Here is a 24615-nt window from a genome sequence, read left to right on the forward strand (position 1 = left end):
CCGGCGCGGTCAGCGTGACGCCGAGCCCGATTACAGCGTGGCCGTGCCCGTGGTGCGCGGGGCTCTGGCGCTGGCGGCGCAGTTCTTTCCGCGTACGACCGACGACGGCCGGGCTTATGTGCGGAACACCGATGCGCTGTTCTTCCTGTCCGGGCAGGTGGACAAGTGGTCACGGTGGCCGACCCTTCGGGCGGAGGACAAGGCGCTCATCGCCAGCTTGTTGCGGTGGCGGCCGGTGGAGATGGCCAACCGCACCGCGTTCACCAACCTCGTCGAAGAGTTGATTCCCGACCACATCGCGGACTTCCGCGTACTCGACGACAAGGCCGTGCTGGTCGAGATCACGGGTTCGGCGCGGCTGGTGGTCGGCGAGTGCGCCCAGCAGCTGGCGCTTGAGCGCCAGGTGCGGCCCCGCCGGCCTCAGACCATCGCCAACGAGGGCGAGTACGTCACCTGGATCCGCGGACGCGCACCCGATTCGGGCATCGTCGAGGCGAGCTACCTGCTGTCGATGTCTCCGAAGGTCGAGCCGGAGGCACCGATCGAACTCGGTCCACCCGCCGAAGCCGACGAGGTCGACATCCCGGTGAACGATCTGTTCGGCCTCGCGACGGACCTGGACACGGCTTTCGGGCAGACGCACCGCATGGAGTCGATGACGCGGATCTTCACCAAGATCCAGGCCGATCCCGACAACCAGGTCAACGGCGAGTGGGTGCTGCGCGCCGGGCCGACGCGGCTGTTCAACGCCCCAACCGGGGTCGGCAAGAACGTCCTCGCCGAACTCGTGGCGTGCTGGTGCGCCCAACGTGGCCTGGTCACCACGCTGCTGGTGCCCAAAAACGCGGTCGTCGTGCAGGCCGCCCACTCGATCGAGACGAGCCTGCGCGCGCTGGGCATCGACGGCGAGGTCACGCCGCTGATGTCGCCCACCTCGATCGCGAAGGAGGCCGAGGCCGCCGCGACCGGGGTGCGGGACGGCGCACTGGGTGATTGGGCCTACGGGCGGATGCACTACGGCTGCGCCCTGCCCGCAGCCGCCCTCACCGAACGCGCGATCGATTCCTGGGACCCCGGCGCCGAACCGTGCACCGGCTTGCGCAAGATCCGCGACGACGGCACCGCCAGCAGCGGGCACTACCAGTGCCCGTGGAAACCGTTCTGCGGGAAGTTCCGCCTGGCCCGCCAGGCGTGCCGGGCGGTCGTGGTGGTGACCAGCCACGTCAACTTCGTCGCCGGGCGGCTGCACGTACCGGTGACGATCAACGGGCGGATCGAGGAGAACCCGGCCACCGAGGAAGTCCTGCTGCACCGCAGCCACGTGATCCTCATCGATGAGATCGACGCCTTCCAAGCCAGCCTGATCGGCAACAGCGCCCACGGCTTGCAACTGGCCAAACGCCGCGGCACCCCGCTGTCTCCGCTGCGGCAGCTCGACGGCGAGTTCAACGACGGTGCGCTCGGGCGGATCGGCACCCGCATCGAAGGTCGCGTCCACGCCGCACTCACTCAGGCACGCTTCCTGGCGGAGAACTACAACCGGCATCTGGCCGCCAACCACTTCCAGCGCTCCCGCAACGGGGTCTCGGCGGGGCATCCGATGTTCGGGCGCTGGCTGCTGCCGCGCCGCTGGGATGCGTGGCTGGCCGCCACCCTGTTCAACTTGCCCGAGGACACCCCACCCGGCCGCGTCCATTACGACACGCTCGAGGCGATGTTCCCGCTGTCCGACAGCGAGGCCGTGCTGCCGGAATGGCTCGAGCCGGTCGCGGACATGCTCGCGCGCATGACCAGCCCCTCCAGCGGCGATGACCTGTTCGACGATGGCTGGAAGATGATCTACAACCTGCTGGCCCGCAACCCCTACGACGACAGCAGGCTCGATGATGACGACGACCGCGCCCAGGCCACCGACCGGCTCATCCGTCGCGCCCATCTGGAGCCGCTGCGGAAGCTGCTGTTCACCTTCGTCTACACCGCCCCCCAGCTGCACGCCTCCGGCGTTAAGGCGGCCGGTGAGATCGCCAGCGCGTTGGGCCAGTTCGCCACCTGGCGCGCGGTGCCCTACGGGCCGATGGGCCGCGTGCTGTTCGCCTTCACCGAACTCCACGACGACGACCGACCTCTGGACACCTCGCTGCGGGTGAGCGGCTTCGGCGGCGACCCGCACGCCTACGTGGCGACGCTCGGGGAACTCACCGCGCTGGCGCACACCGGCCGGCCCCGGATCGTGGTCGGGCTGTCCGCCACCGGCTACTTCCCCGGTGCCCCACACCACCACGTGCACGCCAAGCCAACCTGGTGGGTCCCCGATGACGTCACCGGCGGCATCGCCGTCCACGCGGCCCCCGTCTCCGACGCCGAGAAAGAATTCCTGCGCGTCTCCGGGACCTACGGCGCCCAGCGCAGCAACGTGTTGCTCCAGCTGGGCAAGCTGCTGTGGACCAAACGCCTCGAACCCGCCCTCGCCGCGCTCAGCGGCGACGCGACCACCGCGCACCGAGCACGCCTGCTGCTGGCCACCACCTCCTACCAGGGCGCCCACGACCTGGCCCGCGGCATCTCCGCCGCCGGGGTACCGGCCGAACAGATCGTGCTCGCCGTCCGCCCAAGCGAGGCACGCGACGGGATTCGCGCCACCGCGCAGTGGATCGAATTGCCCGCCGACCGCCTGGAGGAGTTCGGGCGCACCGTCGGCACAGCGCAGGGATCCGTCCTGATCGCGCCGCTGGCCCGCGCCGAGCGCGGACTCAACATCGTCGACGACGCGGGCCGTTCCCTGATCGGATCCGTGTGGCTGGTCGTGCGCCCCATCCCGCTCCTCGACGAGCCCCCGGAGCTGCTGGCCCACGTACACGGCCGCGCCCACGCCGAGGCCACACCCACAGCCGACCCGGCCGGGGTACTCGACCTGATGCGGGGCGCCGCCGCCAAGCACTTCGACGAGTTGTTCTCCAGCCTGCCCTACTTCAGCGCCCTGCCCGGAGAAACCCAGCTCGCGATCGCGCGGGAAACCCTCAACGGGCTCATCCAGCTGGCCGGCCGTGCCCGCCGCGGCGGGGATATCGGCGAAATCCACCTGGTTGACTACGCCTTCCACGACAGCTCCGGGAAATCCGACCTGCCCAGCCTTATCCGACGTATCCGCACCGAGTGGGACCGCGACGGCCACCTGGACTTGATGCGCTCCCTGTACGGGCAGACGCTTGAGGCGATCTTCGACTTCGCCGACCGACGACAGGACGAGGAATGACCGGCAACCGTGATGGAGACCTCGATACCGGCCTGCACACCCTGTGCTACCGCATCGACCCCGACACCCTCGGCGACCTTGTGCTCTACCCCCTGACCGCGGAATTCCTCACCGCCTGGGACGGGTTCGCCCAACTGATCAAGGCACGCGGCAACCGCGACGAAATCACCCCCAGTTACAGCGCGCTGGCCTCCGCGCTCACCGCAGCCACGAACCTCCCCGTCCGGCTCTTCCCGAAAAGCCAGCTCTCCAAGGACGACAAGGCCAGAGGGATGGTCGCGCTGCTTGTCACCACCGGCGCCATCGACCCGTGGATCATGACCACCGCGCTGCGCAAGTTCGAGCAACTGTCCACCGACGACACCGACGCCAACACCCTGGCACCGCTCCTACACGGCATCACCCCGCAGACCCGCCCCGTCCGCGAGTTCATCGACACCGACCCCGCGACCGGGGTCGTGCGCGCGCCAGGCTGGATCTTCGACGCGGCACGATGGAACCTCGCCGCGCGCATCGCCGCCGCCCCCCTCACCATCGACGGCGCCCTCCCGATCACGCTGCGGCTGGACACCGACGGCCACCTCGTCGCCTTCGACCACCCGTTGACCCGCGCGTCGAAGAACACCGTCGGACACGCCACCATCCACGTGTCAACCAAGATCATCACCGTGCCGGGTGCCACCGGCCTGTACCTGCGGCTGGATGGGCATGTCTCCCGCCACCCGTATAACTGGAAGTTCGTCAAGAACGCCTGGCTCGACCGGGGCGATCCCGCGCTCCCGATCGTCAAGCTTCCCGTTCTCTCGCCCTACCCGGCCAAGGGGCGCGAGGATCCGATGTTCAAGGGCTACACTGCCGAGGTCGTCGAGTCCTGCGGTATGCATGCGATCACGCTGCCCGCCGAACTCGGCGCGACAGCCGGCCCGGTGCGTCCGATCGGCAAGCCGCGCAAGCACTCCATCGGCAAGGGACCGGGCGTCCGGTTCCTCTACCAGCTGGGCAAGCACGCCACTCGCCAACTCCACACGCAGCCCTTGCGCTACGGCAAAACCGCCATCACCGTCAGCCCTCACATCACCGGGCCGATCCCCGCCGACCAGCTCGACGACGCGATCGCCGCCACCGACGTCGAACAGCTGCGCGTCGTCTGCCTGCACGCGACCCCGGCCGTTCGCCGTCGCATGGTCGACGCTCTCAACGCATACTCCGCCAACGGGCCACACCCGCTCGCCGGCATCGCCGACGACCAACCCGTACACCTCACCACTCGCTTGAGCGTGGTCTTCCACCACGCCGAAACCCTCCTCGCGCACGGACCCCACCCGCGCTCGCTCCAGGGCATCCCGTGGATCGACGCACCCGAGGACACCGGCGTCGCTGTCCTCGCCGAAACCTACTGGGACCCCGAAGACCCGCCCAAGGACGACGCCAAACACCCCATGCGGCGCCTACTCGCAGGACACGGCGTCATCGCGCAATTCGTCAACTCGAACTGGACGCTGCCCAAGCCTCGCAAACGCACCATCAAGGGCGAAGTCCGGATGACCGTGCCGAAGGACGAGCCCGCGATCGCCGCAGTCCGCGACCTGCTTCGCCATGCCGGCGTCATCGACAACCGGCTGGCCGTCGCCACCACCGACACTCGCCTCAAGGGCCGCCTTGATCGGGACGCCACGCTCATCGGCATCCACATCCGCCAGCACACACCCCGGAAGAAGGGCGGGTTCAAGCCTCCCGCCCGGCTGGTGATCAGGCTCGTCGCCTTGCACGCCACCTCGGACCCGGACCGGCTGTGGCGCACCGAGACCTACAGCGACCAGCACGCGCGGTGGGTGCCCTACCGCGTCGGCAACGGCAGCTACCACGCGAGCGACATCGGCACCACCAAGCTCAGCCGCGAGTACAAGCACCTGCAAGACATCCGCGACCACGTCGATGAAGCCCTGACCGCCGGCAAGTTCGACCGGGACAAGCCGATTGTGATCTTCGTCGACGCCCAGGGATGCAAAGGCATCTGGCCCGGCCTCAACGACACCACCTTCGGCACTGGCGCGCTGCCCGGCGCCACGCTGGACCACCCCGACATCGCCGTCGTGCGCTGCGCCAACGGTGAGCGCGTCGCCCAACCCACTCACCGCGGCCACGGCAGCACCGTCACCGATCCCCACAAGCCGAACCTGCCGCGCGCTACCCTCTACGAGCACGACGAAGGCTGCACACGCAGCTGGCTGCTCGCCCAGACCTCCCGCACCTACCGGTCCGGCCAAATCTCCGCCCGCGCCGGAGCCGCCTACACCCGCTGGACCCTGCCCGCCGCCAGACTCGCCCTGACCGGCAAGGACTGGCACGGCATCACCGCCATCGAGATCGCCCCAGCCAGCACCGGAACCTGGCCAGCCGAACAGTTGGCGGCCCTCACCGCGCGCCTATGCCAGCAAGCAGCGTCCTGGGACGACCGCACCCAAAGCCCCACACCGCTGCACCTCGCCGAACGCCCCGACCTCGACCATCCTCAGCGAGCCGAACAACCCGAAGAGGCCGACACGCCGGAGTAACAGACGCTGCGCCTGTCGTCGACGCTGTCAAGGGGCACGAACACAGCATCGCTTACCCCTGATCACCACCGGCTTCGATCCGGTCCCTTTGCAGGCAGCTTGAGTCAGGTCTCGAACACCGCCATCTTCCATCAGCCCGGTGGTAGAACCGACGCCCGGACGTCGCTAAGTTGGAGATCACGGTGACTCGATAGGGGAGACTGGTGACTCAGAGTACTCAAGTTGACTGGCCGCGACTCATTGACGGGGTCTTGCTGGCGAAGCTGGTCGACTACGCATCGCGCAATCGTGGCGATGTTGACACGGCGTTTCTTACAGGGAGCTACACGCGGGGCAGTTGGAACCCGGTACGCCCGAACGTCAACGTCTACTTCATCACGGTTCCGGGGCGAGCGGCCACCGTGCGCGTGGCCCTCGGACGGGTACTCGCCGATACGCGTCGCGAACTTCGAGCCGAGGGTGTCGACCTCGCAATTGACTGCCACCCCTACACCATCAGTCAGCGGGACCCCGAGTGGATCGAGAGGCCGCTGTTGACGCTCACGACCAAGGTGTTCGCTGGCGAAAATGAGAGCGAGCGCTTCCACGTGTCGCCGACCATCGGCCTCGGTTGGTTCGCCACGCACAAGGTGCTGGTCGGGCGTGCCGACGTGTTATCGATGTTCGGCCGACCACCGACCCGAGACCAATCGTGGCTGTACGGTGCCCATCAGGCCCTGTCGCACTACCGCAACATTCTTGATCACCTGCCTTGGGCTCTCGACAGCGAGGAAGCCCCGGCGAGGCTGCGCGAGGAATCGTGCCGATACGCCGAGGAAGCCCTCCGAGACGGCGTGCATATCGGGCTGACCGATGACGAGCTTGCTGCCGGACGGAACATCGAAATCCTGCACGACTGGGCGCAGGTAGGCCGAGCTTTCTACCGGGACCGTTACGGCGACGAAGGTGTCGTCGCATGCGATATTGTTGATCAGCTGAAAGCGCGGGTGGCTGACGCTCATTGTGATCCTGAAGACGCCGAGCAAGCCTGCCTGGACGCACTGCGAGTGTGGAATGTCGTGTGGGAGGGGTATCGCGCGCTAGCAATTCGTATGGGCGCCGGACCCGAACTCCTGCGGGTGACGGCGTGGCTATGAACGAAGTCGTCAACGATGACGTCGTCACCGCGTGGGACACCGTCTCGGGCGCGTATCAGGAACGCTACCAAATCCCGACGAATACTATCCATCTCGGACCGATGGTTCCCGGCCCGGCTGAACTCGGGCTCGACCTTGCTGTCGCAGGCCGGAAGGTGCTTGACTTCGGCTGCGGCGGAGGTCAGAACGCCGTCGCCTGCGCCTTGGCAGGTGCCACGTCTGTTGTGGGGGCTGATCCTAGCGAGGGCCAACTCGATCTTGCACGTGCTCTCGCTGACGAAGCCGGCACCGCAGTCGAGTTCCACAACCTCCGAGACGGCGGGCTCGACGGTCTCCCCGATGACTTCGATGTCGTGCTTTCGGTTTACGCAATGCAGTTTGTGGCCGACCTTCCGAAGGCATTTCGCGACTTGGCGTCGCACATGAATAGCGGCGGCACCTTGGTACTCAGCGTCGACCACCCGATGCGACTATCCGGCGAATGGACTGGAGACGAGTTCGTCGTTGACAACTACTTCACCCGCGGCTGGCAAGCCTGGCCATATGATTTCCCTGAAGCAGAGCTGCAAGTCACAATGCGTCGCTTCCGACGCACCACCGAGGAATGGATCAATACCCTCCTCGGTGCGTCCTTCGTGCTGCGCGGCCTATACGAGCCACTTCCCCCGGCTGTTCCCGACTCATTCGGGCGCAAGTCGAAATACGGCGTGGACGATCCACGCAACGTTTTCAACCAAGCCAGACTCGAAAAAGTGCCCGGTTCCTTGATTCTCGTCGCGGAGCGGGCTTCATGAGCGAAGCAATACTTGGCGTGCACTTCTCAGCTGGCCCCGACGGCAAGTACACGGCCGATGGGAACGTAGCCGTCGTCGTGGACGGAAGTCCGGTGTTCGCAGTCGGCCAGGAGCGTGTCACACGGCGGAAGTATGACGGTGGGTTTATTGAGTCAGCTCGCTACGCCCTCGACGCCGTTGGCATCTCAATCTCCGAGGTCAAGGCTGTCGCGATCTCGACATTCGGTCGGCCCGACATGATCGGCGACCCCGAGCAGGCCGAGGTCGAACGCCAGGTAAGGGATGCGCTTGGTTCTGGCCCGACCTATCAGGTAATTCCCTCGCACCACGTAGCACACGCCATGTCCGCCGCGGCGCAGTGTCCGTATGAACGAGCTCTGATTGCGGTCATAGACAACGAGGGTTCGGTGCTAGGACCGAGGGTATTCGGCGACCTGTGGCGGCACAGCCTGGAACGAACCTCTTATTATCTGCTCAACGGCGAGAAACTCACTCTCGTGGCTCGCGACCACAGCGGGCCTGGTGAAGTCGGTTACGGCAAGGCATACAGCAAGGTCACGCGGTATGTCGGTTTCCGCAGCTACCAAGAGTCTGGAAAGACGATGGCGTTGGCTGCCTTTGGTGACCCCAGCCGATTCGGTGCACTTCGCCTGTTCGAGCATGGCAGCGATGGACAATCACGCACCTCGCTGCGTAACAGTGCCGACGGACTCCAGGACCTTGCTCAGTTCTTCTATGATGCGGGCTATCCCCTCCCACCGGCACGTCGTCCCGGAGAACGACTCGACCCCGCGCACATCGATCTGGCCGCGTGGTGTCAGGCAGAGTTAGAAGAGTCCGTGGGAAGACGGATTCAGGCGCTCACTCAGGAGCACCGCGTAGGCGCTGTCTGCGGCGCAGGTGGGGTGTTTCTCAATTCCGTTATGAATCGGAAACTTCAAGACCGCCTCAACACTGGCGATGTGTTCGTCCCACCTTCACCCGGCGACCAAGGGCTTGCGCTCGGCGCGGCAGCGTGGTGGCTGTGGCAATCGAGCGGCACACTCCCGCGTTGGACTCCACAATGCTACCTGGGCGGGCAGTTCGACGATGATGCGATAGAGGCCGAACTCGCCCGACACCCTGATCTGAACTGGGAGAAGCCTGCTGATCATGTAGCGGAGGCCGTTCGCGACGTGGCCGCAGGCCGCATTGTGGGCTGGTTTCAGGGGCGCTCCGAGTACGGTCCGCGCGCGCTCGGCAACCGGAGCATTCTCGCGAACCCGGCCGATCCGTGGGCGCGAGAAGTACTCAACAATCTCGTCAAGCATCGTGAATGGTTCCGACCGTACGCCCCTGTCGCCGTAGAAGACAGCGCGGGCGAAACGTTCGACCTTTGGTCGCCAGTGCCATTCATGATGCACACCGCGCCAACTCGCCCCGAGGCAGTATCCGCGCTCCCTGGTGGCGTTCACGTCGACAAGTCCGCACGCCTCCAGACAGTAAGTGCCGACCAGAACACAATTTTCCATCGCCTTGTTGCCAAATTCTCTGATGTGGCGGGTTCTCCGGCAATCTTGAACACCAGCCTCAATGTGGACGGAATGCCCATCGTCGAATCGCCCGCAGACGGTATCGAATGCTTCCGGCGTTCTCCTGGGATGGACGCCCTCTTCCTCGGTTCGATTAAGGTGACTCGACCGGGGGCGAGACTGCCGTGATTCCTCGCCAAGAGCGTTCTTCGCCTGGACCAGGGCCGTCTGCGTCTGACCGGAAGGCTATCCCGACATTCAACAGGGCGTGTTGCCGATGCGACTGATCCGCTTCGGCAACAGCGGGCTGGTCGTCAGCGAGGTCGGCCTGGGCACCCGGACGTTCGGAGAATCCATAGACCAGACGGCTTGCAAGCAGGTGTTGGACCGCTACGAGGACGTCGGCGGGAACCTCATTGACACGGCCGTGACATACGCGGATGGACGCAGCGAAGAGATCTTGGGACAACTGCTGACCGGAAGCCGACGTGACCGGTTTGTCCTTTCGACGAAGTTCGGAGTACGCCGCAGTAATGAAGACCCGAACTCAGCGGGTGCGTCACGCCGGAACCTACGCCGGTCCCTCGACGAGAGCCTACGGCGTCTGCGGACCGATTACGTCGACATTCTGTGGCTACATGCCTGGTATCCAGGTCTTCCCGCCGACGAGTTCTTGCGCAGTGCGCGCGACGAGGTTGCCCGAGGTCGAGTGCTTAACATTGGTGTGAGCAACGCTCCCGCCTGGTGGATCTCTCGTCTGCATACCCGCGCAGAGGAGAGAGGATGGGAACCGCTGGCAGGGATACAGGTCGAGTACTCACTCGGCCGCCGCGAGGCCGAGCGCGAACTCCTTCCAATGGCGACCGGGCTGAATCTCGGCGTTTTGGCGTGGTCGCCGCTCGGCCGAGGTTGCCTGATGCGGGAGCCTGAGTACGGGTCCGCAACGGCATTATCAGCGGCCGAGGACACCGCCTGGCAGCGCCTTCGAAAGACGGTGGTGGACGTTGCGGCGAGCGCCGGAACGTCACCAGCCGCAGTCGCGACGGGTTGGGTTATCAACAAGGGCGCGATCCCCCTGATTGGTGCGCGCACAGCGGCACACATCGACGGGATTGCTGTCGCAACGACAAGCCGGCTAGCGGATGAGCACCAGCAAGAGCTCGATCGAGCCGCATACAGCGAACCGCCGTCGCTTGACCGATTCCTCCGCGAGGCCCGCGGCCGGATTGATCCTTGTGCTGCTAGTTCCGCGAGCCGCACAGATGTAGAGGAGAACGGTAGAACTAATGACGAATAATCATGGCGGAGGCGGAAAGCCGCCTGTCCGCGTCGGCGTCATTGGGCTTGGATGGTTTGGGCGCGTGCACGTCGATGCATGGGCATCGGTGCGCGGCGCGGACCTCGTTGGAGTCTGCGATCGGGACCCGAGCGCCTTCGCGCCCGACAGCGCGGCAGCGCAAGCAGAATTCCACGCGGACGCTGGCGCTGACGGCACGCCGAGCATTCCGGCGGACGTGCAGCGCCACGGGTCTGTAGACGACTTGCTAGCAAGCGGCATCGATCTTCTGGACGTCGTGGTCACCGAGGACGAGCATGCGAATTGCGCGCGTGCAGCGCTTGAGTCGGGCGTTGACGTTGTTGTAGAGAAGCCTCTAGCACTGACGCTCAACGAAGCGGCCGAGCTCGTGGCGCTCGCCGAGCGACAGGGCAGGAGGATCTATGTCGGCCAGGTGCTGCGCTTCGATCCTCGGCATATCGCGCTCGCAGAGGCTGTGCACGGCAAGACCCTGCGTCACCTCTCGCTGAGCAGGCATTTCCAAACCTCGGCACACGATGTCTACGGTCGGGCGCACCCCGTGCTCAACGCGGCGGTTCACGACATCGATTTGGCCATCTGGCTGGCTGGCCGTGCGCCGGACCGCGTGAGCGCCTTCGCCTCCCATTTCCTTGATCGCCCAAATCCAGATTGCTTGGACTTGGTACTCGAATGGAACGACGGCCTGCGGGCGGTCGTTCAGAACTCGTGGCACCTCGCCCCGACCTGCCCGTACGGGTTCGTCTTCGACTGCACGGTTCACGCTGTCGAGGGTACGTACATGGTCCGCAACGAGCCTGTGGTCCAGGAATGGTCCGCAACTACGGTCACTGCACCCGAACTGTTCTTCTGGCCCCGCTATGCCGGAGCGAGGCGCGGCGCCCTCGTCGCCGAGCTGCAATATGTCGCGGATTGCGTTACTCGGGGCGTACCTTCCGACCGAGTGCCGCTCCGCGATGCTTTGCAGGTCATGAGCACGTGTCAAGCCGCTATGGATGCGTTGAAGACTGGGCGGCCCCAGTCTCCGATACCCCTCGAACAGCTCATGCCAAATCGCGGGGCGATACATGCCTGAAGAGGGTGGCCGCGTCTCGGACTACCATTCGCGATGCCAGGACATGCGCGACGATGCGATCGAGATCGTCGGCAAGGAGCATGTGCGCGCCGACAACACGACCAACGTCTTGCACTCCTACGACGCATCCCTCGAATACGGACAGCCTGATCTGGTTGTCGCACCTCACAACACCGACGAGTTGCGAGCAGTCATCGCTGCTGCGCACCGTCACCAAGTACCGTTCGTCATCCGCGGCGCCGGGACCGGGTACAGCGGTGGCGCCCTGCCCGCCCGCGGAGGCATCGTGATCCTCACCGCCGGCCTCGACCGAATCCTGGAAACCGACTTCGACGGTGGCTTTATCCGGTGCGAGCCCGGCGTCGTGCTCGCAACTGTGCACCGGCTCGCCGCAGACGCAGGCTGGCTGTATCTCCCGGACCCTTCTTCCCATGAAGTGTGCACCATCGGTGGAAACGTGGCGGAAAATGCGGGTGGTCCGCATGCCCTTGGTGGTGGACCAACTTCGAACTATGTCAGCGCCATCGACTTGGTCCGACCGGACGGAAGCATCCTCACCCTGGATGAACAGCAGCCCTGGGACGGCGACCTCGATCTACGGTCTGTCGTGGTGGGCTCCGAAGGCACTCTGGGAGCCGTCTCCTCGGTAACCTTGCGGCTCGTACGTCAACCGGAAACCGCACAGGTGGTGCTGGGCACCTTTATGCACCAGGAGGACGCACTCGGTGCTGTGACCGATGTCTTCGACATCGGGCTCCTACCATCAGCAATGGACATGCTGACGGGTGCCTTCATACCTTCCCAACCCGACTTCACCGACCCGTCGCTTCTGTTCGTCGGTCTTCAGGGCCGTCAGGAAGAGGTAGCGGCCCAGGCACGTCAGTTGGAGCGATGCGTCAGTACGCACCGGGGAACCTATGAGCTACTTGACGTTCCGCAGTTCCTGCAACGCCGCGCCGAACTGGTACGGACGAAGGTACGGCGGATGGTCGCGGCCAGTGGGTGCCCGCGGTACTACCTCTTCGATGCTGTGGCCCCGCGAAGCAGCCTGGCTCCTCTGATGTCGTGCATCCGGCAGGCAGCTGAGGACTTCGGGCTTCCGGTGCTCAACACGTTTCACGCTGGAGACGGCAATGTGCATCCGACTCCGTTCTACGATCCTGCACGTCCAGGTCATCAGGATCAGCTACGCGCCTTCTCGAGCCAGATTCTGACGGAGTGCAGCAAGATGGGCGGCGCGCTCTCCGGCGAGCACGGGGTTGGGCTGGAGAAGCAAACCCTCATGCCCCAGTTTTTCGCACCAGCAGTACTGACCATCATGCGAAGGGTCAAGGATGCGTTCGATCCCGAAGATCTGAGCAACCCTGGAAAGATCTTCCCTGACACGTCCACACCGCAAGAGGAATCGTCGTCTCGAAACGCGCGGTATGTCCCGCTGTCTCCACCCCCCGTCCCGCCTCGGCTGAACCGAGTAGATGCGCTGATCGACATCGACGACCCCCGGACCACTTTCGCCGACGTCAACAGCGTTCTCGCCGACAGCCCGTACGAATTGCCCTACGAGCCGCTTGGCGGCGTACCCAGCCAGCCAATCCTCGACGCGATAGACGCGGGTGTGCCCTGCTTGAGAGAGGCTGGCCCTGCCCGCGCGAGGGACCTCATCCTTGGTGCCGATCTTCAGCGTGATGACGACGAAATGACGGTCGTTGTCGGTGGCACCGTCGCCAAGGACGTTGCGGGATACGAACTCCGGAAACTCGTCTACGGCGGTCGAGGACGTTTGGGAACGCTTAGCGGCGCCCGCCTACGCCTCGTCCCTCGGACAAGCGATTCGAAGCTAGTCCAAACGGAGCCGCTACCGATCGACGACACGATCACCCTGTGCCGCCAAGTGCATTCCGCCGATCTCCCGTTCTGCTATCTCGGTGTACTCCTCGGGACGGACGGCACAACCACGCTGACCGGCAGGCTCGAGATTCGCGGAGGAGCGTTGAATCGTCATGTCGCCCGATTGCAAGCTATCGCCCCCGACCTGCATTTCACGGTAACGAGTGGTGACCGATGGAACGACCCCGCCATGCTCGCACTCGCGGCCGACGACCTGCCCTTGACGGGACTCGCCGGACTACCTTGGAGCCACAACGCCCTTCTGAAGGATTTGGCAGCAGAACGAGTAGCGGCGTTCGCGTCGGTAGGGCATCGGCGGACATGGTGGCGTGGCACGCCGCCTAACCGAGCGCGATGCTCGCCTCTCACCGAAGCCTTGGTCGCTGCGTTCGGAGTCTCGTCGTGACCTGGGAGGACACAGTCGAGAGTGAGCTGCGGAAATGCACCGATTGTGGCCTCTGCCTCAGCTCCTGCCCGACCTTTGCGGTCACCCGAGCGGAAGGCGATTCTCCGCGGGGGCGCGTGCACCTGCTTGATCTTGCCTTGGGCGGAGCCCAGCCCGATGAGACCTGGGCTAACCACCTGGCTGGGTGGGGATGCCCCGTTTTGACGGACACCTGAGATGAGGGGGCATGTGCCCCCGGAAGGATGTCCCTCATCATGGACACCATGGGCAAGAAGAAGCCTCGACCTCGTCGTTCGTTCACGCGGGAGTTCAAGGCCGAGATCGTCGAACTGTGCCAGCGCGGCGACCGTTCGGTCGGTCAGGTCGCGAAGGACTTCGACCTGACCGAGACCGCCGTCCGGCAGTGGGTGACCCAGGCCGAGCTGGACGCGGGAACCCGCACCGACGGGCTGACCAGCGACGAACGGGACGAGCTGGCCCGGTTGCGGCGGGAGAACCGCCGTTTGTCCGAGGACGTGGAGATCCTCAAACGAGCGACAGCTTTCTTCGCGAAGGAGATCCGGTGAACGTCTACCCGTTCATCGAGGCGGAGAACGCTGCCGAGGGCGGCAACGTCAAACGCGCGTGCACCCTGTTGAAGATCTCCCGAGCCGCCTACTACGCCCACCGCGCCGCCGGACCGTCCGCCCGTGCACGGCAGGACACGGAACTGACCGAGGAGATCGCCGCGATCCACGACGAGTCGAACGGCACCTACGGAACACCGCGAGTGCAAGCCGAACTGCGCAACCGCGGGCACCGGCACTCCCGCAAGCGCGTCGCCCGGCTCCTGCGCGCCGCCGGCCGCGCCGGACGAACGCCGAAACGGTGGCGCACCACCACCGTCTCCGACCCGGCCGCGAGCACCCCGGCAGATCTGATCAAACGGGACTTCTCTTGCAGCACAAGCGATATCAACACTCGCTGGTGCGGCGACATCACTTATATCCACACCTGGGAGGGCTGGCTGTATCTGGCCACGGTGATCGACCTCGGCTCCCGCCGAGTCGTCGGCTGGGCCACCGCCGATCACCTGCGCACCGGCCTCATCGCCGACGCGCTCAACAACGCCGTCGCCCAGCGTCGACCGGAACCCGGGGTGATCTTCCACTCCGATCGCGGATGCCAATACACGTCTGCCCAGTTCAGCGCTCTCGCCGACGAGCACGGCGTGCGTTTGTCGGTGGGGCGCAAGGGACAGTGCTGGGACAACGCCGTCGCCGAATCGTTTTTCGCCACCATCAAAGCAGAACTGATCGACCGGCGCAGCTGGCCTACCCGCGCCAGCGCGCACAAAGCGATCTTCAACTACATCGAAGGCTGGTACAACACCCGCCGACTGCACTCCAGCCTCGGCTACCTCAGCCCCAACACCTACGAAACAACCACGCGTCAAGTAGCCTGACCACACCTCAACGACCCTGTCCGTCAAAACGGGTCAACCCCAGGGTGCATCGAGTGCGGCGCGTGCCATGTGCCCTGCCCTACAGGAGTACAGGTGGCCGTCGCTCGGCAGGCGCACCGGTCCGTCAGTGAGCGGCTGAATCCGCTCGCCTTCGAGCGTCGGGTTGCCGATCTGGCCGATGTGATCGAGCGCGACGCCGGCGCGAGAATCACCATCGATGCCGTCCGGGACCTCCTGACGGCGACGCCCGACACCACATCGCGAGGCTCGAGCTCGCCGGGCGTTCTTCTCCTCTACGGGCCGATGCTCCGACGGGCCGCATCCACCGTTGTCGACCAGCTGGAAACCCGAATCTCCACAGTGGGGAAGGAGCTGATCCAGGACCCTGCTCTTGCGACGGCGCTGGAGCGTGCCAGCGGCCTCCTTCGCGACGTTGGTCTGTTCCGAGAGCATGATCAGGCCGTCGCCGAGGTCGCGGACCTTATCAACGCTCGGGGGCGCTGCCAGCTCACGGTCGTCGTGTTTGACTGGCTCTTCCTACGGCTGCGCGAAGTGCCTCTCCCTGCCAATATTCGGGTCGTCCCCGCATACGAGGTATTCGCGCCGTCAGCCGCAGCACTGGCCCGTTCTGTGGTTTGGGACCACCCTGCCGACGCCGACGACAGCCCGGTCGCTGACGCGCTGCGGCGTTGCGAGGCACTACCGGCCTTACATGGCCCTGCAGGGGCGCCGGTGTTGCTGTCCGCGCCAGCGCTGCGCGTTCTTGCCGACTTGAACGCCGCCAAGAGAGCGTGGCTGGCCGGGCGCAGTCTGGTCACTATGGACGCGCGTGCGCTGGTGCGGTTTCCCGGTGCACGGCATCTCACCGAGTTCCTTGGCCCGTCGTCCGAAATCCAGGGGGAGAAATGACCGCGAGCGAATCTGTTTCTGTTGGGACCGGGCCGATCGATGTTGTGGACTTATGCCGCAACCTGATAGCGGCACCCAGCGAGAATCCACCCGGCAATGAAATGCAGGTATCACGCATTGCCGCCGACGTCCTGTGCGAAGCAGGGTTCGACGTGCAGTGGCATGAGGCCGAACCTGGTCGTCCGAACCTAGTAGCGCGCCTCAAACGAGGAAGCGGTCCGCGCTTGATATTTCAGGCGCACAGTGACACGAAGCCGGCAACTCCGCGCGGCGCAACCAACTTGTGGAGCGTTGACCCGTTCCGCGCCGAGGAGCGCGACGGGCTCTTGTACGGACTCGGGGCATGCGACACGAAAGGGGGCCTTGCGGCGCAACTAGCAGCAGCCCGCGCCCTTACGAAGGACTCCACATGGTCGGGCGAACTGGTCGTGCAAGCGGTTGCCGACGAGGAGGACGGAAGCCGGTTGGGTGCTGAGCACCTGCTTGGGCTGGGGTTGCTCGACGCTGACGGAGCTATCGTGGCCGAACCGACCGGATGCGCAGCCTCGTTGGCACAGCTCGGCAACGCATGGGCCGAGATCACGATCGTCGGCCGCGCCGCGCACGCGGGGCATCCCGAGCGTGGAACCGATGCCTTCCGGGTCGCTCAGACCTATGTCTCGCACGTCGAGCAACTCCTCGCGCACCTCAAGACGGACGCAGAGTTTCCGGGGCATCCGCGTCTCAACGTCGGTCATCTCGCGATGGCGGGTCATCCCGGCACCGTCCCTGGTGAATGTCTGCTTCGATGCGACATTCGCGTCCTTCCTGGTGTGGAACGCGACGACGTGTTCGCCATCTACGAGAACGCCGCGGACAAGGTGCGGCGTTCCAGTGAGGTGTCGATTCTCGTCGAGCGTTACCAAGGCGGCGGTTGCCAGTCCCACTACATCGATCCTCATCATCGCCTAGCGGAAGCGGTCGCTCAGGCACAGCGAGCTACAGGACAATCCATTCGCACACTTCCATTCACCGGAGGCACTGACGCAAGGTATTTTGCGATGGCCGGGACTCCAGCACTTGTGTACGGGCCGGGCAGCCTGGAACAGGCGCATGCCCCAGACGAGTACGTTTCGATCGCCGAGTTGCGGATTGCCGAACGACAGCTCACCCTAACCGCCCTTAAGTTCTTAGGTGGCCAGGCCGCGTGAACACACTCAACAGCGTAAGTGTCCTGGTTCCCGCACGGAACGAAGAAGGTACCTTACCCACCACGCTCCCCACCGTCCTCCGGGCCGCGTCTAGACTTCCTTGCCCGACTGAAGTCGTGGTTATCGCACCGAGTTCGTCACCCGTCCACACGGCCCCACCCGTGAGCGACCCGATGCTCCGCTGGGTTCCAACCGTCGAGCCAGGGAAGTTTCGTGCCCTGCAAACCGGTGCCGCGGCAGCGGGCGGTCACGTACTCGTCCTCATCGACGCGGACGTCGTGGTGGAACCCAACGCTTTCGCGCACTTGCTCCGACCTATGATCTCAAGCTATGCGGACATTGTTGCTGGAAGGATCGACGTTCTTCGGCAGGCTCGCACACCGATGCAGCGCCTATTAGAGAGGTGGTCGTCGGTCTCGATGACCGCATGGGACCTCTTTCGCAAGGCGCAACCGGAATTTCTTTGGGCTTTGCCAGGCGCGATCTACGCCATGAGGCGGCAGTTCCTTCCAGACAGCCTGCTCGTACCGCTTGTGGACGATGCATCTGTAGGGCTGCAAGCCATAGAGAAAGGTGCAGCCTTCGCCTACGCACCGGACGCGTTGGTGCGAACACCCGCACCATCCACCTACGCACACTGGATGCGGCAGAAGTTCCGCAGCCGCCGTGGCTGGGCGGGACTCGCGCAGTTGCGTCAGGCTGAAGTGGCGGCGCTTGAGAGGACGTTTCGTCGCTACCTCGCGATTGCCTCTACAAGTGAACCTACTTCCTGGCTAATGCACGCGCAGGATCGCCTACAGCGACTCACCGCTCGGGCCTCGATTGCTCTGAGCCCCTCCGCGTCCGGTTCGTGGAAACCAACAAGAGCCGACGTTGAGTGGCCCCTACTGCGCCCGCCTCGAGGTCAGAGGAACGACCAGATATCGGATCGTCTCGACATAGAGGAGGCTTGCGATGACGCGGTCTGAGACGGAAGGCGATATGACCACTATCGACAGGACAGATACTCCACAATTGACAAACCAAGACGGCTTCCGGTTCATTAGCGACCACCTCGCCGATATCGACACTTCGATCCGCGCTAACGACCTAGAGCGCAATGTCTACGATTTGGAGACAGCCGGCTACACGATCATCGAAAAAGCTCTCACCGCCACCGAAATTGAGAATCTAGCCGATGGCCTACTCACATTGGCTAGCGAGGACGACGGGCATCCGGTGGACGCCGGAGATGGTGAGACGCATGAAGATCGGACGCAGGAGGTAATGCTCTTGCTCGCACGTGGCGGTCGACCCTTCGAAAAGCTTGTTCTTCACCCTGTGGCACTGCCGCTGATCACCTACCTCCTCGGCGCAAGCTGCACGATCAGCAGTGTGACTGGGTACATTAAGGGACGCGGCGACACGGCACTCGGCGTCCACTCGGATACCGCATACGTGCCCGACCCGCTCCCACCGTACGCGCAGCTCGCGAACGTGAACTATTGTCTAACCGACTACACGGAGGCGGATGGCTGTCTGACGATCGTGCCTGGCAGCCATCGTTATTGCCATCGGCCCCGCGGAGGTGACGGCGCACGCGAAGCGATACCTATCGAGGCACCAGCCGGCGCGGCGATCGTCTTTCACGGCAACACCTGGCACGGCGCGAAGCCTCGCCGAAACGCGGGACTGCGCCTGACGCTCTCCACCTTGTACTGCCGCATGTACATGCGGCCTCAGGAGCACTACGAGGCGATCCTCGGCAGCGACGTACTCGACCGCAATCCTCCGAGATTCGGAGAGCTAGTAGGGAAGAACGTGCCGACCGGTTGGCAATCGACGACCGAGGCACGACGGATAGTAGGTCTCCGTAAGGAAAATGCGGGCAAGTATTACCGAACCCGCGGCGTTCACGCATAGCCGACGCTGGCCGCCCGGCCCGGTCTGAAGCCGATCAAGCCGGGCGGCTTCGAATCAGAGCAACTCGCGATTGCCGAGGTAGGGACGCAACACCTCAGGGACGCGAACCTCGTGATCCTTCGTCTGGTAGTTCTCAATTACAGCAGCGAGCAGACGCGGAGTCGCTACGGCAGTGTTGTTCAGCGTGTGCACGAAACGGACCTTGCCCTCAGCGTCGCGGTACCGCAGGTTCGCCCGACGAGCTTGCCAATCATGCAGTGTTGAACAGCTGTGCGTCTCGCGCAGCATATCCAGCGATGGGAACCAGGTGTTGATGTCGTTCATGCGGAACTTGCCAAGTCCCATATCACCGGTTGCGCACTCTACAACCTCGTAGTGCAGCCCCAAGTCCTGAAGGATCCGTTCGGCAGACGCCAGCAACTCCGCGTGCCACCGGGCCGATTCAGCCGCGTCGGCTTCACAGAGTACGAACTGCTCGACCTTCTCGAACTGATGTACCCGCAAAAGGCCACGAACATCTCGGCTGGCGCTGCCAATCTCACGTCGAAAGCACGGTGATATACCGGCGTACAGGATCGGGAGACGGTTTTTGTCTAGGATCTCGCCCGAGTGCAGTCCCACCAAGGCCACTTCGGCAGTGCCGGCAAGAAACGCGTTGTCCGCCGGGAGTTCGTACGTTTCCTCCCTGCCTTTCGGAAACATCCCACTTCCGACCAGCGGCGCTTCCTTGACAAGCGCCGGAACGGAAATTGGAGTGAATCCCTTGGTTGTAAGCAGATCCAGCGCGTAGGAGTGCAACGCGCGCTCCAACAGGACCAAGTCGCCGGTCAGGGCGTATGCGCGCTCACCAGCCACCTTGCGCGCCCTGGCGAATTCCGCCCAGCCACGCTTCTCGGCCAGCTCAACATGATCCAGTGGCGGGAAATCGAATTCCGGCCTCTGCCCCCAAGTCTTGATGGTCACGTTCGCGGACTCATCGGGACCGACGGGGGCCTCGTCCCACGGAATGTTGGGCGTGATCAACAAAAGGTCGGTGAGGCGTGCGTTGCTTTCGTCGAGTGCGTCACGGAGCTGCTTCAGCTGCGCGTCCAGCTCATTGCTTTCCGCGCGCAGCTCCTCACGCTGAGTAGCATCGGCCTTCGCGAACCCCTTCGACAGCGTTCGCTTTCGGGCCTGGCCTTGGTCGAGTTCATGTTGCAGCTTGCGGGTCGTCTCATCGAGGGCGAGCAACTCGTCGACATCCAGGCCGACGCCCTTAACGCGGACGGCTTCCTTCACCGCATCGGGGTTGTCCCGGATGAAGCGCTTGTCAAGCATGGTATGCGTCAGTCCTCGAATCGATCCTGGTCATGGCTACACGCTGCCGCCAGGACGCTACCAGCCGCAGCAGATACCCCACGGGCCGACCTGGCGTTCCAACTGTAGGTCGTCGTCAACGCGTTACGCAGGTGGTTTACTGCCGATCTTGCTGGCGAAGCCGGGGTGGACCGCGTCGGCTAGCAAGCTCCACGCCCGTGGAACGGGTCAGTCCACGCCTGCGCTGACGGTCCAGCCATCGTGGAACGCGGTGAGGTTGGCCCCGAAGTCGGCAAGCCCAGGACGTCCGGTATCGCGCCACCTGGTGGTCCACGTGAGGAGTACGTCGATGGCGTCAGGATCGCCAGCGGTGATCATGGTGGTGGCGGTCCTGGTGTCGGTGAGGGCGGCTCCGGTGGGGTGGGCGTGGCCGATGCGCCAGGTGGGGTCGCCGAGCGCAGCGGTGGTGAGTCCGTCGGGTTGGGTGGTGAGCAGCCAGGCGCGGAAGTCGGCGGCGGGCTCGCCCGGTTCCAGGGGGCCGCTGATCTCGCGCCGTTTGGTGGCCAGGTTGTCGAGTAGGTGCTGTCCCTGGAGGTATTGCTCGGGGCTGCGTAGCCATGGGCTGGATAGCCAGGAGGCTCGGCCGGTGTCGTCTCGGCAGGCGACGTCGATGCCGTAGGGCGGGATGAGCCATTGGTCGAGTTCTTGGCCGTGCATCTCGACGAACCCCGCGGGGAAGAGTTGGTCGATGTACGGGGTGGTGTCGTCGGTGAGCCTGATGCGGGTGCCGATTCCGCTTTTGCTGATCGGTGCCAACGCGATCGGTGCGACGATCACGCCGTTGAAGGCGAGCTGGGTGATCCAGGCGGCGGGCAGGTGTGGGGCGGTGGCCCAGGCGATGATGCGGTCGAACGGGCCGTGTTCGGGGGCTCCTTGGACGCCGTCGGCACGCAGGACGGTGGTGTTGGGGTAGCCGTGGGCCGGTAGGAGCGTGCGGGCGCGGTCGACGAGTTCGGTGACGACGTCGACGCTGACGATGTGGCCCTCGGCGCCGGCGAGGTGGGCGAGCAGGGCGGTGGAGTAACCGGTACCGGTGCCGATTTCCAGCACGGTCATGCCGGGTTGGAGGTCGAGGCGGTTGATCAGGTCGGCGATGATCTGTTGTGACGAGCTTTGCGCGACGAGGGTGCCGTCGGTGCGGCGGACGAAGGCGTCTTCGTCGATGGCGGCCAGCGCGGCGGTGAGGGCGGGCGAGTAACTGGGCATAGTGATCCTTTGTGGGCGGAATGCGGGGTTATATGCGGACGAGGACGTGGTAGGGGCGGTCACGGTGCTCGGGCTCGCCGACCGGGTGCCCGTCGAGCTCGACCCAGGCGTGTGAGGCGTAGGGCATGAGGCGTGCGCCGATGCACCACTGGACCGAACGGCGGTGGAGCCCGGCGAGGATGACGGTGGCCAGGGAGCGTTCCAGGCAGGCCACGCGGCCCGCGCGGTGGCGGGCGGCGGCGCGGATGGCGCTGGTCATGCTGGTCGCCTCGGCGAGGGTCGCGGGTCGGCGGCATCGTCGGGTGGTCCAGCGGGCGAGGGCGAGGACGCGGCCGAAGCGGAGCCGGAGAAGGCTGCTGGCCAGGATGAGGCACAGCGGCGCGAGCAGCCGGTCGCTTCGGCTCGCTGGCGATGTGCGGCCGGTGGCGTCGAGTGCCATGGGGGTGCTCATGGCGGTCAGCCGGTGGTGTCGAGCAGTCCGCGGTCGCGAAGCTGGGCGACCAGGGTGGTGACGTCGGCGCGGACGCGGTCGGGTGGGGCGTCGAAGCGGGCGGTCAGGTCGCGGGTGATCTGCTCAACGCTGTGGCCGTCGGACAGGGCTTTCCAGATGGCGCTGCCGGTGGGGTTGATGCCGTACAACCGGCCTCGCTCGGTGTCCAGGAGCACTGTTCCGTCGGTGGTGCTGACGTGGTGCACGTTCGGTGCGGGTGCGAGGGCGTTCACTGTTGTTCCTCCTGTGGGGTGTGAGGTTCCCACCATCCGGTGGGGTCGAGGGTGTCCAGGGTGCGTAGCCAGGTTTCGGTGGCGATGACCGCGCCGAGCCCGCCGAGCGGGGCGGTCGCGCCGGCCAAACCGAGTCGCAGGGCCTCGCGGGGGCCGTCGGGGTTGAGGATGTCCAGGTCGGCGAGCCGTGGATGGGCCAGCAGCGCCCGGAGTGTGTCGGCGTTGGCGCGCAGGCCGTGGTACTCGCAGGCGGTGTAGTCGCCCTTGGTGCGCCGGTCCAGTAGACCGGCTGGCATAAGGTCGCCGACGGCGGCGGCCAGCAGCGGTTTCGCTTGGTCGACGGTGGTGCGCTCGACGGCGGTGACGGTCAGGCAGGCGTTGATGACCTGGTTGTCCAGGAAAGGCGCCTGCACGGGGGTGCCCAGGGCTCGAGTGATCTGGCTGAAGCCGCGGGTGGCCGCGCCGTGCCAGCGGATCGCGCGCTGCGCGACCGCGTCCGCGCAGTCGGGACGAATGCCGTTCGGGAGCTGGGCCGCTGCGGCATAGAGTCGGCCGGCCAGTCCTCGCCGGGTGCGCAGGGTTCCCCATGAGGCTGCTGGGGACAACGCGGCCCAGGCAAGGTGTTCGGCCAGTGTCCGCCGGGCTGGGGTGGTCAGGTGGGGGTTGGTGAGCTGGTCGGCGAGGTGCCGGAGCGTGTCGGGCCAGGACGTGCGGGCTAGTTTGTGCGCGGCGCGGCGAACCTGGCGGGCTGGATGGTGCCGCAGGCGTGCCCATCCGCTGGTTTCGTGGCGCAGTGATCGCCGATGTCGGGCGCGGGCGAGGTCGCCCAGGTAGGTCAGGCCCGGCGCGGTGAGGACGACATCGCCGCCGTCGCCGGTCAGGTGGCACTGGCTGTGGTGAGCGAGTGCCGGGGTGAGGCGGTGCCGGGTCCTGGCGATGATCACCGTGTCGAGGCTGGGTTCGTCGGTGACCGGCGTGGAGTCCATCGCGGTGAACGGGAGCGTGGTGTCGTCGCCGGCCATGACGACGTGGTGCAGCCGGGGCTCGGTGACCGCGATGCTGCGGGCGAAGTGGACGTCCTCGTCGTTGATCGCGTACGGGTCGGCGTAGGTGACGGCGACCGGCACGCCGCCGGCCTGGGCGGCGAGCACGGCGAGGGTGGAGGAGTCCAGGCCCCCGGACAGGTCCGTGCTCAGGTTGCTCGCGCCGTGTACCCGGCGGTCGACGGCGGTCCGCAGGGCGTCACGAAGGAGGGAGCGTGCTTCCTCGGTGTTGGCCGGTTGCACCGTGCTCGTGAGTCGGCGCGTTTGGGCGGGGCGCTGTGGGTGCAGTGCCAGCGCGTGGGCGGGGCCGGTGCGTTCGACGCCGCGAAACACGCTGGCCGGTCCGAACGGATCGGGAAGATCGGGGAGGAACAGGCCCGCCGCGACGGCTGCGGGGTTGACGCCTTCGCCGAGGTTTCGGTGGTGGAGGGCGGCCAGCGGGAGCGCGTTGGAGGCGAACAGGGTGCCCTCGCCGAAGCGGATGTGGAAGACCGGGTGCAGGCCGGCGCGGTCGGTGAGCACGTGCACGGTGTGACCGTCGTCGGCCACCACGGCGTAGGAGCCCGGTAGTTCTTGCAGAACGTCGAGCCGGGACTCGGACACCGCGGCCCGCAGGACGTGGTGGAGTTCGTCATCGGTTGCCAGGCAGGTGCCCAGGAACGTCGCCCGCACAGGGTATTCGGTGACGGTCCGCACCTCGTGTGCTCCCCAGTCGCCGACTGTCCACAATGGTCTTGAGGATGCCCATACGGGCGTGCGCCCGGTGGGTAGCGTCGGTGGTTGCGGTGTTGGTCCAACCCAACCGAGGAAACATCGGGGTGCTGCGGTGCCAGTGCCAGTCATCGGGAACCCTTGCGTGCCAAGGAGCGGAGGCGGCCCGAACACGCATGGTTCGGGCCGCCTCGGCATC

General features: G+C 65.4%; 20 protein-coding genes. 15 read left to right on the top strand and 5 right to left on the bottom strand.

Going from position 1 to position 24615, the window contains the following annotated elements; genetic code table 11:
• Positions 1-37: 37 nt before the first annotated feature.
• The 15 genes from AMYBE_RS0132615 to AMYBE_RS44385 all read left to right on the top strand — a co-directional run bounded on the left by AMYBE_RS0132615 (position 38) and on the right by AMYBE_RS44385 (position 19377).
• Positions 38-3253, top strand: a complete 3216-nt coding sequence (locus AMYBE_RS0132615; RefSeq protein WP_020663596.1) for a hypothetical protein — start codon at positions 38-40, stop codon at positions 3251-3253.
• Positions 3250-5808 (top strand): RNaseH domain-containing protein, encoded by a 2559-nt coding sequence (locus AMYBE_RS0132620; RefSeq protein ID WP_020663597.1) that lies wholly within the window; start codon positions 3250-3252, stop codon positions 5806-5808. The genes AMYBE_RS0132615 and AMYBE_RS0132620 overlap by 4 nt, the downstream gene beginning before the upstream one ends.
• Before the next feature lie 251 nt (positions 5809-6059).
• Positions 6060-6944 (top strand): hypothetical protein, encoded by an 885-nt coding sequence (locus AMYBE_RS0132625; RefSeq protein WP_154676370.1) that lies wholly within the window; start codon positions 6060-6062, stop codon positions 6942-6944.
• The gene (locus AMYBE_RS0132630) at positions 6941-7738 is read left to right on the top strand and encodes a class I SAM-dependent methyltransferase (RefSeq protein WP_020663599.1); all 798 of its coding nucleotides are present in this window, start codon (positions 6941-6943) and stop codon (positions 7736-7738) included. The genes AMYBE_RS0132625 and AMYBE_RS0132630 overlap by 4 nt, the downstream gene beginning before the upstream one ends.
• Positions 7735-9438 carry a carbamoyltransferase family protein gene (locus AMYBE_RS44365; RefSeq protein ID WP_169515281.1) on the top strand — a complete coding sequence of 568 codons (1704 nt, stop codon included), beginning with the start codon at positions 7735-7737 and terminating at the stop codon, positions 9436-9438. The genes AMYBE_RS0132630 and AMYBE_RS44365 overlap by 4 nt, the downstream gene beginning before the upstream one ends.
• An 88-nt stretch (positions 9439-9526) precedes the next feature.
• The gene (locus tag AMYBE_RS44370; RefSeq protein ID WP_154676371.1) at positions 9527-10546 is read left to right on the top strand and encodes an aldo/keto reductase; all 1020 of its coding nucleotides are present in this window, start codon (positions 9527-9529) and stop codon (positions 10544-10546) included.
• Entirely contained in the window at positions 10536-11639 is a 1104-nt protein-coding gene (locus tag AMYBE_RS0132635; RefSeq protein WP_084470239.1) for a Gfo/Idh/MocA family protein, read from the top strand. The genes AMYBE_RS44370 and AMYBE_RS0132635 overlap by 11 nt, the downstream gene beginning before the upstream one ends.
• A 43-nt stretch (positions 11640-11682) precedes the next feature.
• Positions 11683-13932 (top strand): FAD-linked oxidase C-terminal domain-containing protein, encoded by a 2250-nt coding sequence (locus tag AMYBE_RS43550; protein WP_020663601.1) that lies wholly within the window; start codon positions 11683-11685, stop codon positions 13930-13932.
• Entirely contained in the window at positions 13881-14147 is a 267-nt protein-coding gene (locus AMYBE_RS46960) for a 4Fe-4S dicluster domain-containing protein (protein ID WP_154676372.1), read from the top strand. Before AMYBE_RS43550 ends, AMYBE_RS46960 begins: the two co-directional genes overlap by 52 nt.
• Before the next feature lie 39 nt (positions 14148-14186).
• A complete protein-coding gene (locus tag AMYBE_RS0132645; protein ID WP_020661426.1) occupies positions 14187-14498 on the top strand; it encodes a transposase in 312 nt (103 codons plus the stop codon).
• Entirely contained in the window at positions 14495-15376 is an 882-nt protein-coding gene (locus AMYBE_RS0132650; protein WP_020661425.1) for an IS3 family transposase, read from the top strand. The genes AMYBE_RS0132645 and AMYBE_RS0132650 overlap by 4 nt, the downstream gene beginning before the upstream one ends.
• 93 nt (positions 15377-15469) lie before the next feature.
• Complete coding sequence (locus tag AMYBE_RS0132655; RefSeq protein WP_020663602.1) at positions 15470-16285, top strand: hypothetical protein; 816 nt, start codon at positions 15470-15472, stop codon at positions 16283-16285.
• Complete coding sequence (locus tag AMYBE_RS44375) at positions 16282-17475, top strand: M20 family metallopeptidase (RefSeq protein ID WP_084470245.1); 1194 nt, start codon at positions 16282-16284, stop codon at positions 17473-17475. Before AMYBE_RS0132655 ends, AMYBE_RS44375 begins: the two co-directional genes overlap by 4 nt.
• A complete protein-coding gene (locus tag AMYBE_RS46965) occupies positions 17472-18443 on the top strand; it encodes a glycosyltransferase family 2 protein (RefSeq protein WP_084470247.1) in 972 nt (323 codons plus the stop codon). Before AMYBE_RS44375 ends, AMYBE_RS46965 begins: the two co-directional genes overlap by 4 nt.
• A gap of 13 nt (positions 18444-18456) precedes the next feature.
• Complete coding sequence (locus tag AMYBE_RS44385; protein ID WP_169515285.1) at positions 18457-19377, top strand: phytanoyl-CoA dioxygenase family protein; 921 nt, start codon at positions 18457-18459, stop codon at positions 19375-19377.
• Between the two features lie 54 nt (positions 19378-19431).
• Here the strand turns inward: AMYBE_RS44385 and serS are convergent, their stop codons facing one another.
• The 5 genes from serS to AMYBE_RS42780 all read right to left on the bottom strand — a co-directional run bounded on the left by serS (position 19432) and on the right by AMYBE_RS42780 (position 24614).
• A complete protein-coding gene (gene serS / locus AMYBE_RS0132680) occupies positions 19432-20694 on the bottom strand; it encodes a serine--tRNA ligase (RefSeq protein WP_020663606.1) in 1263 nt (420 codons plus the stop codon).
• A 207-nt stretch (positions 20695-20901) separates the two neighbouring features.
• Positions 20902-21939, bottom strand: coding sequence for a methyltransferase domain-containing protein (locus AMYBE_RS42775; protein WP_020663607.1), 1038 nt, complete (start codon positions 21937-21939; stop codon positions 20902-20904).
• A 28-nt stretch (positions 21940-21967) separates the two neighbouring features.
• A complete protein-coding gene (locus tag AMYBE_RS0132690; protein WP_027928245.1) occupies positions 21968-22390 on the bottom strand; it encodes a lasso peptide biosynthesis B2 protein in 423 nt (140 codons plus the stop codon).
• 5 nt (positions 22391-22395) lie between these two features.
• Entirely contained in the window at positions 22396-22662 is a 267-nt protein-coding gene (locus AMYBE_RS0132695; RefSeq protein WP_020663609.1) for a lasso peptide biosynthesis PqqD family chaperone, read from the bottom strand.
• The gene (locus AMYBE_RS42780) at positions 22659-24614 is read right to left on the bottom strand and encodes an albusnodin/ikarugamycin family macrolactam cyclase (protein ID WP_084470251.1); all 1956 of its coding nucleotides are present in this window, start codon (positions 24612-24614) and stop codon (positions 22659-22661) included. The genes AMYBE_RS0132695 and AMYBE_RS42780 overlap by 4 nt, the downstream gene beginning before the upstream one ends.
• Position 24615 lies beyond the last annotated feature (1 nt).

The sequence above is a fragment of the Amycolatopsis benzoatilytica AK 16/65 genome, from assembly GCF_000383915.1.
Lineage (GTDB): Bacteria > Actinomycetota > Actinomycetes > Mycobacteriales > Pseudonocardiaceae > Amycolatopsis > Amycolatopsis benzoatilytica.